General features: G+C 76.7%; 2 protein-coding genes (1 of these 2 only partly in view). Both read right to left on the bottom strand.

Annotated elements, in window-relative coordinates:
* On the bottom strand, positions 1–105 hold the beginning of the coding sequence (locus tag CG747_RS48020) for an SDR family NAD(P)-dependent oxidoreductase (RefSeq protein ID WP_180985556.1). It extends 22,365 nt beyond the left edge of the window; 105 of the gene's 22,470 nt are visible here — the first part of the coding sequence; the start codon lies at positions 103–105; its stop codon lies off the left edge, out of view.
* The gene (locus CG747_RS15905) at positions 102–13,277 is read right to left on the bottom strand and encodes a non-ribosomal peptide synthetase (RefSeq protein WP_100602372.1); all 13,176 of its coding nucleotides are present in this window, start codon (positions 13,275–13,277) and stop codon (positions 102–104) included. The genes CG747_RS48020 and CG747_RS15905 overlap by 4 nt, the downstream gene beginning before the upstream one ends.

Below are 13,277 nucleotides of genomic sequence, written 5' to 3'. Positions count from 1 at the left end.
GGACACCCCGTGCACCCGGTGGTTCTGCATGATGAAGTCGGAGTGCGCAAGGACCAGGTGGCAGACCAGTTCGTGGCCGGGGTCCGGTGCGGAAGGGGAGTTCAACACGGCTGTCCTTCCTGCGTGGCCGCCGCGGTGTCGAGGGCGGGCGCGGTGGTGGGTGCGGGGCCGGCCGGGGCGGGGGCGAAGCGCAGGCCGAGGATGGAGGCGCTGAGGGGGCGGCGGGGTGCGGGGGCCGGGGCGGCGTCGGCGGCCGGCTCCGGCGGCGGGCCGGCCGGCCGGGCGGGCGCGGGCTTCTCCAGCCAGAGGCGGCGGCGCCGGAACCGCGGGTCGGGCAGCGCGGGCCGGGGGGTGTGCCGGGCCGCCAGCGCCGGATCCAACTGGCTGGTGATGACATGGGCGTTGGTGCCGCCGAGCCCGAAGGCGCTGACGCCGGCGGCGCGGACCCGGCCTCCTTCGGGGGTCCAGTCCAAGGCGGTGCGGGCGGGCCGGAACGGCGAGGCGGCGAAGTCGAAGCGGGGGTTGGGCCGGTCGCAGAAGAGCGTCGGCGGGATCCGGCCCTCGCGCACCGCGAGGACGGCCTTGAGGAAGCCGGCCATACCGGCGGCGCTCAGCAGGTGCCCGACGTTGCTCTTGACGCTGCCGATGGCGCAGAAGCCGGTGCGGTCGGTGGCCTCGCGGAACACCTCGGTCAGGGCGCGCAGCTCGATCGGGTCGCCGATCATGGTGCCGGTGCCGTGCGCCTCGATCAGCCCGATGTCCTCGGGGTCGCGGCCGCCGGCGGCCAGCGCCCGGCGGACGACCTTGGCCTGGGCGGCCGGGTTGGGGGTGGTCAGGCCCATGGTGCGGCCGTCGTTGTTGACCGCCACCGCGTCGATGACGGCGTGGATCCGGTCGCCGTCGCGCAGCGCCGCGGCCAGCGGCTTGAGCAGGACGACGCCGCAGCCCTCGCCGGGTACGAAGCCGTCGGCGCGCTCGTCGAAGGTGGCGCAGCGGCCGCGCCGGGAGAGCGCCCGGGCGGCGCTGAAGTCGAGGTAGGGCTCCTCGTCGAGGAGGATGTCCACCCCGCCGGCCAGGGCCAGTTCGGACTCGCCGTCGCGCAGGCTGCGGCAGGCGAGTTGGAGGGCGACGAGCGAGGAGGAGCAGGCGCTGTCGACGACGAGGTTGGGGCCGTGCAGGTCGTAGTGGTGGGCGACCCGGGCGGCGATGAAGTTCTGGTCGGAGCCCATGCCCACGGCGTCCCGGCGGTCACCGGCGCGCCGCCCGTAGCCGGACATCCGCGCCCCGGCGAAGACGCCCACGTCGCGGCCGGCCAGCTCCGTCTCGCGGTAGCCGGCGTCGGCGAGGCACTGCGCGGAGCCTTCCAGGAAGAGCCGGACGGCGGGGTCCAGGCAGCGCGCCTCGTCGTCGGTCATCCGGAAGTACTCCGGGTCGAACTCCTCGATGCCGTCGAGGAATCCGCCCCATTTGCTGATGCTGCGGCCCGGTGCGTGGTCGGGACTGTAGAGCGCGGCGGTGTCCCAGCGGGCGACCGGCACCTCGTCGACGGCGCACGCTCCGGCGAGCAGGTTCTCCCAGAACGCGGCCACGTCCGGGGCGCCCGGGAAGCGGCCGGCCAGACCGATGACGGCGATCTTGTCGGGGCCCGCGGCGGGGGGCTCGGGGGCCGGTGCCGGGGCGACTGTCGCGGCGGGGGCGGCGGGCGTCTCCGCGTCGGACGGCGCCGGGGCGGCGCCGTCGGCCGGGCCGGTGGTCATCGGGGCGCCGAGGGCGGCCAGGTGCGGGCCGAGCCGGTCCAGAGTGGGGTGGTCCAGGAGGGTTCCGGGGTCCAGCGGGCGGCCCATCTTCTCCTCGATGCGTTCGAGGAGTTCGCCCAGCATCACGGACTCCACGCCCAGGTCGCCGAAGAGCTCGGTGGGGTCGAGGTCGTCCTCCGGGATCGCCAGCAGCTCGCTGAACAGGGGGGCGAGCCAGGGCGGCGCGGCAGGTGACGGCAGCCCGTGGTCCGGGGTGGTCCGCACGGCGGTCTCCTCCTCAGAGGTGGTGGGTTCGGGGGCGGGGGCCGGCTGCGCCGGGTGCCCCAGGAGCGCCCGGGGGTCGGCCGGTACGCCGTCCAGCGGTGGGCAGGGCACCACCCGTACGTGCTCGGGCGGCAGTTGCAGCACCCGTTCCAGGACGCGCAGCCCGTCCTCGTCGGTGAGCGGTCCGACGCCGGCCGCGGCGCAGCCGTCCGGCTGGGCGGCGCCCATCCCGGCCTCGCTCCAGGTCGGCCAGACCACCGACCGGAACCACGGCCGGCCGGAGCGCGCCTGGTGTGCGGCGAAGGAGTCGAGGAAGGCGTTGGCGGCGGAGTAGTCGCCGACGCCGACGGCGAGGGCGGGGGCGAGCGCCGACAGCGAGGAGAACAGCACGAAGAACTCCGGCCGGTCGGCCGCGCACAGCTCGGCCAGCGTCGTAAGCCCCGTCGTCTTGGGTTCGAGGACCGGGGCGAAGTCGGCGAGGTCCTTGCCGACGAACGAGGGGCGGCCGAGCGGTCCGCGGCCGGCGCAGTGCACGATCCCGCCGAGCGGCCCGAGGGTGTGGCGCACCTCCGTCAGGAAGCGTGCGGTGCGGTCCCGGTCGCTGAGCGGCCCGGAGTGCAGCAGGACGTGGGCGCCCGCGCCCTCCAGCTCGGCGACCAGGGCGGCGGTGGCACCCTCGGGCGTCCGGGGGTCGAGGCCGGCCCATCGGGTGCGCGGCGGCAGGGTGCGGCCGCCGGTCAGGGCGATCCGCCGGGCGCCGCGCCGTACCAGGAGCCGGGCCACCAGGGCGCCGATGCCGCGGGTGCCGCCGGTGACGAGGTAGGCCCGGTCGGCGGCGCAGCGCAGCGGGCCCGGGTCGGCGGCGGGCAGTTCGGCCAGCGCCGGGCGGTGGCGTACGCCGTCCCGGAGGCAGACCTGGTGCGGGGCGTCGGGCGCGGCGAGTTCGGCGAGGACCTGCCGGGCGGTGTCGGCCGGGTCGGCGGCCGGGTCCAGGTCCAGTACGGTGGCGGCGACCTTGCCGTACTCGGCGCCCAGCATCCGTACGAAGCCGGCCAGTCGCGCGCCGGCGAGGGTCGGTGCGGGGCCCGGCAGGTCGTACAGTCCGCCGGTGACCTGGAGGATCCGGCAGCCGGTGCGGCGGAGTTGGCGCACCAGCCGCTGGAGCATCAGCAGTCGGCAGGTCCAGGGGCCGGGACCGTCGAGCGCGGGTCGGCCGAGGTCGGTCAGGTCGAGCCAGTGGGTGAGGTCGGGGTGCTGGGCCAGGGCCCGGTTGATGATCCGCGCGGCCTCCCGTTCGGAGGCGAAGGCGGGCACGCCGTCCCCGGCGTCGGCGCCCTCGCGGACCAGCAGCACCCTTTCGGGGCCGAGGAGTTCGGCGATGGTGCGGGCCAGCGGCTCGCTGTGTTCGGCGAAGAGGCACAGGGTCCGGCCGGGCACGTCCCCGGTCGGGCGCGGGCCCGGTACGGGCTCCCAGCCGCAGGCGTGCAGCGGGATCTCGGGGCGGGCGGGGGCGAGCGGCTGCCGGGGTTCGGGCAGCCAGTAGCGGTGCCCGGCGAACGGGTACGACGGGAGGGCGGTCAGCCGGGGGCGCGCCGGGTGCAGCGCGGACCAGTCGACGGCGCCGCCGCGGGTCCAGTGCCGGGCCAGCCGCCACAGCTCGGCGACCGGGTCGGCGCCGGGTTCCGGGGCGGCGGGCGGGCCCTCGGGGTGCGCGGCGCCCGGGGTGCGGTCGTGGACCGGGCCGTCCGCGGCGCCGCCCGCGAACCGGTCCAGGTGCCCGACGAGTTCCGGCAGGTCGTGCACGACCACGGCGAGGCGTTCGCGCAGCGGTTCCCGGCCGCTCTGGAGGGTGTGGGCGACGTCGGCGAGCGCCGGTGGCGGGGCGCCGCCGGGGTCCTCGGTGAGGTGGTCGCGGAGTCGGGCGGCCAGGGCGCGCAGCCGTCCCTCGTCGTGGGCGGACAGCACGATCAGCTGCGGTCCGGGCGCGGCGGGCGCCGGGGCCGCCGGGGCGGGCAGGTACTCCTCCACCACGACGTGGGCGTTGGCGCCGCCCGCCCCGAAGGAACTGATCCCGGCGCGGCGCGGCAGCGGGGTGCCGTCGGGGCCGCGGCGGGCGTCCCAGGGCCGGGTCTCCTGGGGGACGTGGAAGGACGAACCGGCCCAGTCCACGGCCGGGTTGAGGTCGCGGGAGTGCAGGGACGGCACGAGGGTGCGGTGGCGCAGCTGGAGGACGACCTTGGCGAGGCCGGCCATACCGGCGGCGGCCTCGGCGTGGCCGATGTTGGACTTCACCGAGCCGATCGCGCAGCTGCCGGGGGCCGGCGGCGCCCCGTCGAAGGCCCGGGTCAGACCGTTTATCTCGACCGGGTCGCCGAGTTCGGTGCCGGTGCCGTGCGCCTCCAGGTAGCCGAGGTCGGACGGTTCGACGCCGGCCCGCCGCAGCGCGGTGCGTACCAACTCGCCCTGGGCGACGGGGTTGGGGACCATGTAGCCGTTGGTCTTGCCGCCGTGGTTGACGGCGGTGGCCCGGATGACGGCGTGGATCCGGTCGCCGTCCGCGCGGGCCGCGGAGAGCGGTTTGAGCAGTACCGCGCCGACGCCCTCGGCGGGCACGAAGCCGTCGCCGCCCGCCCCGAAGCTGCGGCAGCGGTGGTCGGCGGAGGCCATCTTCAGCCGGGCCTGCTGGCGGAACTTGTGCGGGTGCAGCGAGAGGTTGACCCCGCCCACCAGGGCCGCGGCGCACTCCCCGCGGCGCAGGCTCGCCACCGCCAGGTGCAGTGCGGTCAGCGACGACGAGCACATGGTGTCGACGGCCAGGCTGGGGCCGTGCAGGTCGAGGAAGTAGGAGACGCGGTTGGCGATGCCGGCCACCGCCGATCCGGTGTCGGCCGGCTCGCCGAGCAGGGACCGCTCCACACCGAAGAACGGGTACTCGTTGTACATCGTCCCGACGAACACCCCGACCCGGGAGTCGAGCCGGTCGCGGATCGCGGCCCTGGTGCAGCCGGCGTCCTCCAGCGTCTCCCAGGCCACCTCCAGGAACTGCCGTTCCTGGGGGTCCATCAGCTGGGCGTCGCGCGGGGAGATCCCGAACAGCAGCGGGTCGAACCGGTCCACGCCGTCGAGGAAGCCGCCCCACATCAGGTCGGTCGGCCAGCCCTCGCGGGCCCGCTCGGCGGGCAGCGGTCCGACGCAGTCCCGGCCGTCGACCAGGTTGCGCCAGAAGCGGTCCAGGTCGGGGGCCTGGGGGTAGCGGCCGGCGATGCCGATGATGGCTATGGGGTCGTCGGTGCCGGGGTCGTCGGTGCCGGGGGCTTCCATGGCGGCTTCTCCCGTGCCGGGGGCCGCCGTGCCGGGGGCCGCGTCCTGGTGCGGGGCGGCGGCCGGGGCCCACGGCCCGCGGTGGTGGCGGGCCAGGTGGCCCGCGACACCGGCGAGGTCCGGGTACTCGTAGAGGACGGTGGGTGAGACCCCGCCGATCTCCCGCTCGAAACGGTCGTTGAGCAGGGAGACCAGGTGGGAGCTGAGCCCGTAGTTCTCCAGCGGGACGCGCGGGTGCAGCCGGTCGGCCGGGATGCCGCTGGCGTCGGCGTAGCGGTCGAGGACGTAGCGCTCGGCGGGGGCCGGGGCGGCCGTGGGCGGCGCGGTCGTCGGGGCGGCGGGCGGGGCCGCGACGGGTTCCGTCGGCGCCGCACGGCTCGGGGTCGGCCGGCTCGGGGTCGGCTGCCGCGGCTCCGCCGGCCGCTCGGGCGCCAGTCGGTGGCGTTCGCCGCCCAGGGCGCGGACCGGCAGCGGGATGCGGCGGGCGGGGACGGTCCACAGCCGGGCGAAGTCGACCGGGTGGCCGCGGAGCCAGTCCGCGGCCGCGGTGGCGGGGTCCGGGGCGGCGTCCGGACCGGTGGCGGCCGGTGCCGGGTCGGCGGTGCCGGTGGCCAGGCCGGGGTGGCTTCGGCCGTCGAGGAAGGCGGTCAGTCCGGCGCGGACGCCGTCCAGGCCGTCGGCGTCCAGCGTCAGCCGGGAGGCGAGCGGGACCCGGCCGGTCTGGAGCGTCCAGGCCAGGTCGTCCGGGTCGGTGTGGCGGCCGGTGGTGGCCAGGTGGTCGCGGAGCCGGCGGGCGGCGTCGGCGAGCCCGGCCGGGGACTCGGCGGAGAGCACGACGGTGCGCGGGCCGTGCGGTGCCGGGGGGCGCGGCGCGGCCTCCCGGGCCCGGTCCGCGCGGTCGCCGGCCGGTATGTCCCGGTGGGGTGCCCGGATCAGCGCGTGTCCGTACGAGCCGGTGGCGCCGACCGCGTTGACCAGGGCCGTGGCGCGGCCGTCGGCGGCCCGGACGGGCCACGTCCGGGGCCGGTCGACCACCTCGACGGGCAGGCCCGGCCAGTCCACCAGCGGGCTGCGGTCGGCGGCCACCAGGGTCGGGGCGAGGGTGCCGTGCCGCATCTGGAGCAGCACCTTGATGAGCTGTGAGATGCCCGAAGCGGCCTCCAGGTGGCCGATGTTGGGCTTGAGGGTGCCGACCGGCACCGGCGGGACGTCGGCGCCGCGGGCGAGGACGGAACCGAGGGCCTCCAGCTCCGCGGCGTCCGCGATGCCCGCGCCGGCCGCCGCGCACTCCACGTAGTCGATGTCGTCGGGGGTCACCCCCGCGTCGGCGAGCGCCCTGGCCAGGGAGTCGGTGAGGGCCTCGGTGCGCGGGGCGCCGTAGCGCGGGGCGCGCCCGGCGTGGGCGATCCGGGTGCCCTCGATCAGTCCGTGCACGGTGTCCCGGGCGCGTTCGGCGGCGGCGGCCGGCCGCAGCAGCAGCACCCCGGCGCCCTCCCCCGGGTGCCAGCCGCTGCCGTCCGCGGCGTACGCGCCGCGCGGGGCACCGGTGGCGAGCAGCTCCAGTCCGTCGAGCAGGCCCCAGTGGTACGGGTGGCCGAGGAGGTTGACCGCGCCGACCACCGCGGCCCCGCACTCGCCGCGGCGCAGGCTCGCCACCGCCAGGTGCAGCGCGGCCAGCGAGGACGAGCAGGAGGTGTCCACGGCGAGGCTGGGGCCGCGGAAGTCGAAGAAGTGCGAGACCCGGTTGGCGATGTCGGAGGCGGTGGCGGGGGTGTGCGCGGGGCCGCCGTCGGCCCAGTGATCGGCGCCCTGCTGCCGGTGGTCGTGCCACATCGCGCCGATGAACACCCCGACCCGGCCGGCCGACTCCCGCAGCGACCCGGCGGTGTGTCCGGCGTCCTCCAGGCACTGCCAGACGGTGTGCAGCATCAGCCGGGCCTGCGGGTCGACGGTGCCCGCCTCCTGCGGTGCGATGTGGAAGCGCAGGCTGTCGAAGCGGTCGATGTCGTCGAGGAAGCCGCCGGTGGCGGCGGCACCGGGCGGGGCGGCCTCGGTGCGGGTGGCGGGCAGCGGGCGGACCGCGTCCCGGCCGGCCAGCAGGTCGTCCCAGAACGCGTCCAGGTCGTCGGCGCCGGGGAAGCGGCCGGCCATGCCGATGACGGCGGTGGGGGCGGCGGCCGCGGGCTCCGCCTCCTCGGCGGCCGGGCCGGTCGGCTCGGGGTCGGCGAACACCGGACGGGTGCCGGCCGCCGAGCGTTCCGGGTGTGCGGCGGCGCCGCCCAGGAACGCCTGGAGGAAGACGTGCCCCTCGTCCAGTCCGAGTCGGGCGCGCAGCCCGTCGGTGTTGAGGGCGCCGATCGGGCACAGTCCGATGCCGCAGGCGGCCTGCCCCATCAGCAGCAGCTGCCCCATGTAGCCGGATTCCAGGGTGAGGTAGCGCAGGCTCTCGTCCCCGTACAGCGGCTCGATGCCGTGCCGCTGGCCGAAGAGGTAGACGCCGAACCGCGAGCGTTCGAAGACCGGGCGGTTGTAGTAGAAGTGGCTGCGGCCGTCGAACCGGCCGTCGGCGTCGAGGAGCCGCAGGGCGTGCCGGTCCGGGTCGTAGTAGTAGAGCCCGGCGCCGAGGCCGTCGACGGCGTCCGGAGTGAGGTGGAGGTAGACCTGGACGGCGTAGGTGTCGCCGGCCGAGGGGTACAGGGCGCGGGCGGTCCCGTCGGCCGGTGCCGCGCGCAGCAGGCTCAGCAGCCGGCAGAAGTCGGCGTACGGGACGGGGCCCGCGCCGAAGTCCCGGCGGCTGGCCCGCCAGTCGTACAGCTCGGCCTCGAACTCCGCGGAGTCCAGGAGGGTTTCGGAGCTGTCCGGCTCCTCCGGGCGCCGGTTCCAGTGCTGCCGCTTGAAGCGGTCCCGGTCCTCCGCGGAGAAGAAGTCGACGGAGGCGGGGGCGGGGACCGGTTCGGGGGCGGGGGCGGGAACCGGTTCCGGCGCGGCGGCGGGCGCGGGCGCCGGTTCGGCCGCCGACTCGGGTCCGGGCTCGGCCGCCCCCAGGAGATGCGTCCGCACCCACCGCGCGATGCCGCTCACCGTCGGCTCGTCCAGCAGTGCCGATACCGGTACCCGCTGCCGGTGGGCGCGCTGGAGGGCCCCGGAGACCCGGACCATGGTGAACGAGGTCGCGCCCTGGTCCCAGAGATCGGCCTCGGCGTCCACCGACGGCACCCCCAGCGCCTCCGCGAACAGCCGGGCGACCTCCGCGCACAGCTCGGCGTGCGAGGGCCCGGTGGGCCGGGGCGCCGGGGCCCGGTCCGGTCCGCCGGCCGGCGCGGCGGCGGCCTCGGGGGTCCCGGCAGGTTCGGCGGGCTCGGCGGTCGGCCCGGTCAGCTGGTCCTTCGTCAGCGGCCAGGGCAGCGCCGACCGGTCCAACTTGCCGTTGGCGGTGGCCGGGAAGGCAGTCAGGAAGCCGAGGAAGTTGGGGATCATGTACTCCGGCAGGGCCTGGGCCGCGAAGGCCCGCAGGTCCCGGCCGGTGCACGCGGCCCCGGGGCGCGGGACGACGTAGCCGACCAGTTTGCGGTCGCCGCAGCCGTCCTCGCGGGCCAGCACCACTGCTTCCTTGACGGCCTCGTGGGCGCGCAACCGGTGCTCGATCTCGGCGAGTTCGACCCGGAAGCCGCGGATCTTGACCTGGCCGTCGGCCCGGCCCAGGAAGCAGAGGTTGCCGTCGGGGAAGTAGCAGGCGCGGTCGCCGGTCTTGTAGAGCCGCTCGTCGGGGCCGTCCCGGAAGCGGAAGGGGTCGGGCAGGAAGCGTTCGGCGGTGAGCGTGGGCTGGTTGACGTATCCCAGCGCCAGGCACTCACCGCCGATGTAGAGGTCGCCCTCGACACCGACGGGACAGGGGCGCAGCTGCGCGTCGAGGACGTGGTAGCGGCAGTTGTCGATGGGCTTGCCGTAGGGGATGCTGCGCCACTCCGGGTCGATGGCGCCGATCCGGAACCAGTTGGACCAGACGGTCGCCTCGGTCGCTCCGCCCAGGCTGATCAGGTCGGCGCGGGGGAAGACCGCGCGGATCTCGTCGGGCAGGGACAGCGGGGTGTAGTCGCCGCTGAGGAAGACCAGCCGCAGGTCGCCGGTGCCGGGGGCGTCCTGCCGGCCGCCGAGCAGCGGGCCGATCTGGGCGAGGGTGGTGGGCGCGGAGTTCCAGAAGGTGACCGGTTCGTCGAGCAGGACGTCCAGGAGGAGCGCCGGGTCGCGCTGCTGCTCCTCGTCGGCGAGGTAGAGGGCGGCGCCGCGGCCCAGCAGCCCGAAGACGTCGAAGACGGAGAGGTCGAAGCCGAGCGAGGTGACGCACAGGCCCATGTCGTGCGGGCCGAAGTCGAAGGTGCGGTGGCACCAGTTGAGGAGGTTGAGGACCGGGCGGTGGGCGACCGCGACGCCTTTGGGGCGGCCGGTGCTGCCGGAGGTGAAGATGATGTAGGCGGTGTGCTGGGGCCCGGTGGCCGGGTCGGGGTCGGCGTCGGCGTCGGCGGGGTGCGGGCCCCGGGTCGCGGCGGTGGCGCAGAGCCGGTCGACGCCGTCGGGGACGGGCCAGCCGTTCCGGTCCTCGGTGGTGACGACGAGGGCGGCGGCCGCCTCCTCCAGGATGACCGCGGCGCGTTCGGCGGGCAGGTACGGCTCCATCGGGAGGTAGCAGCCGCCGGCCTTGAGGACGCCGAGCACCGCGGCGATCATCATCGGGCCGCGCGGCACACTGACCGCGACCACGGTCTCCGGGCCGACGCCGCGGGTCCGCAGTTCCCGGGCAAGGCGGTTGGCGCGCCGGTTGAGTTCCCGGTAGGTCATGGTGCCGCCGCGCCAGCGCAGCGCCTCGGCGTCCGGCCGCTGGGCGGCCTGCTCCTCGAAGGGCTGGTGCATCAGCCGGTCGGCGGGGAAGTCGTGGGCGGTGTCGTTCCACGTGTGCAGGAGGGTGTGGAGCTCGGCGTCGGTGAGCGCGCCGGCGGCCGGGGCCTGCGCCGGAGCCGCCCGCGGGGCGTCCGACGCGGGCCCGTCCCATGCCGCGTCGTCCGTCGCCAGCCGCCGTACGGCCGCGGTGTACGCCGCGAACGCCTCGTCCCAGCCGTCCGTGGGGGCTTCGGGTTCGACCGCGTCCCAGGCGAGGTGGAGCAGCCCGGCGTCCACGGTGGTGATGCAGTCCAGGGTGACGGCCGGGGTGCAGCTCAGCCAGGGGCCGGCGGTGCTGCCGGGGGGCAGCGGCCGGTCGGTGAGGTCCAGGACGGAGGTGTAGACGACGGGGTGTCCTGCGGTGCCGGTGCGGGCGGCGGTGCGCCGCAGCTCGGGCAGGCCGCTGGTGGGGACCGCCCGGTCCTGGTCGAGGGTGTCCTGGCAGTGGCGGGCGCGGTCGGTGAACGGCAGCGCGGGCGGGGGGCAGGGCAGCCAGCTGAGGGCGGTGTGTTCGGCCGGCCGGTGCCGGTCGCCGGTGTGGTCCCAGCGGACGACGGGCAGCGCGAAGCCGGTGCCGTGGCGGCGGGCCAGCGCGTCGCAGAAGGCGGTGAACAGGACGGCGTCCGGGGACAGTCCGTGGGCGGCGCAGCGGTCGGCGAACGGCTGCCAGGCGAGCGGGGCGGCCTGGAGGCGGATCCGGCGCGGCGGGGTGCCGTCGGGGGCGGTGCGGGCGACGGGGATGCCGGGCGGGAGGTCGCGCAGCCGCCGCGGCCAGTGGTCGGGGTCGGCGGGCGGTGCGGTGGCCTCGTCGGTGCGGGGTTCGACGGGGCGGGGGGTGGCGGCCGGATCGGCGTACAGCCGCATGAGTTCGCGGCCGATGAGGTGGATGCTGCGGGCGTCGGCGAGGGTGAGGTCGACGGCGAGGTGGACGGTGTCGGTGCCGGACGCCGCCGTGCCCGCCCCCGCCGTGCCCGTCGCCTCGCTGTGGGGCGTCGCGGTGCCGCGGGTGACGCGCACCTCGAACTGCGGGTGGCGGCCGAGCGGGAAGGGCGCGGCGGCCATCGCCTCCCGGACGGCGTCGGGGCAGGGGGCGGCGCCGTCGGGGCCGGGGCCGGTGACGGGTACCGTCCACTGCTCGGGCGCCCGGGCGCACACCTCGATGGTGCCGTCGTGGGTGACCGCGCTGCGCAGGACGTCGTAGGCCGCGGCCAGCCTGGTCACGGCGGCGGACAGCCGGACCGGGTCGATCCGCTCCTCGCTGTCGTAGGAGGTGACGACCTGGCAGCCGCGCCAGGGGCCGGGTTCGGCGGTGGCGCGGGGCACGAAGTACGCCTGCTGGAGGTCGTTGAGCGGGCGGGTGGTGGGGTCGGTGGCGAGGGCGGCGGCGCGCAGGCCGTTGCAGAGCGCGGCGAACGCGGCGTCCGCGGTGCCGGGGGTGAAGCGGGCGTCGGCGGTGTCCCAGCGCAGGTGGAGCGCGCCGTCCTGTTCCCACATCTGGTGGTCGAGCCAGATGCCGGTGGTCTGGCTGACGGCGTAGCCGGTGCGGGCGGCGAAACCGCGGTCGCGGGGGCGGCCGGCGGGGTCGAGCATGCTGGTGAAGACGACCGGCAGCGGCGCGGGGCCGCGGCCCCGGTCGCGGGCGCGCAGTTCGCGCCCGGCGGCGACCGCGCAGACCCCGGAGTGCTCCAGTGCGTCCCACAGTCCGCGGTGGGTCAGCCGGGCCGCCTCGTCGAACGGGTGCTGGTAGGGCAGGACCGCCTCGACGAGCGCGGTTCCGGTGAACGGGCCCACCAACTGGTCGGCTTCGGGCGGGAGGTGGGGCCGGCGGCTGGTGGTGACGACGAGCGCGTACGGGCGGTGGGCGCCCTGCCGGGCGAGTGCCTCGGTGAAGACGGTGAGCACCAGGGCGGTCGGCGAGACCTCCAGTGCCGCCGCGCGGTCCTGGAGGGCCTGCCACACGGCGGGCGGGAGGGCGGCGGTGCGGGTGGTCCGGCGCAGGCACGGCATGCCGTCGGGGCGCTCTTCCGGGGCGTCGGTGAACAGGTCGGGGGCGCCGGGGAGCCGGCGTATCCGGTCCACCCAGTGGTCGAGGTCTCGGCGGTGGCCGGGGGTGTGCCGGGCGGCGTCGAGGGCGGTTGCGCAGTCCCGGACGGTGAGTCCGGTGGCGGGGGCGGGGAGGGTGTGCCGCGGGTCGTCGTAGCACGCCTGCCACTGGGCGGTGAGCAGGTCCAGGCCCTGGCCGTCGGTGATCAGCGCGTCGATGCTGAGGTGGATCCGGCCGCCGCCGTCGGCGCGGCGGGTGACCTCGACGGTGAACGGGGGCCACTGCCCGGCCGGGTAGTGGCGGTGCGCGAGCCGCTCGCGAACCTCGGCGGCGCGGGCGGTGAACGCGGCGCGGTCCGCGGTGTCGTGGACGGTCGGGGTCCAGGACGGGGCCGTGGCGCGGATCTGCTGGCGGCCGTCGTCGGTGAGGACGGCGCGCAGCATGTCGTGGTGGTCGACGAGGCGCTGCCAGGCGGTGCGCAGCCGTTCGGCATCGAGGGCCGGGAGGTCGAACTCGCGGTAGAGGTGGCAGCCGATGGCGTCGGCGGTGAGTTCGGGCTCCTTGCCGCTGAGGTACGCCTCCTGAAGGGGCGTCAGGGGGAACGGCTGGTGGCGGGCGGCCGGGTCGGCGGTGGCGGACGGGGCGCCGGGGCCGGACTCCGGCCGGGTGTCGCCGCTGGCGAGGGCGGCGACCCGCCGGGCGTAGTCGGCCAGGGTCGGGGCCTCGGCGAGCCAGCGGAGCGGGACGTCGAGGCGGTGCTCCTGCTGGACGGCGAGCCAGAGCCGGGCCGCGGTCATCGAGTCCAGGCCCAGCCGCCGCAGTGCGGTGTCCGGGGTGGCCGGCGGGTCGTCGGGCCGGGCCTCGCCGAGGACGCGGGTGAGCGTCCGGGCGATGTCCGCGGCGAGTGCGTCGCCGGTGGCTGCCGGCGCTCCCGCAGGGCTGGTTCCAGGCTCCAT

Origin of the sequence: Streptomyces sp. CB02959 (assembly GCF_002803155.1) — a bacterium.
In the GTDB taxonomy this organism is placed as follows: Bacteria; Actinomycetota; Actinomycetes; order Streptomycetales; family Streptomycetaceae; genus Streptomyces.
This window is presented reverse-complemented; position numbering and strand designations above follow the sequence as displayed.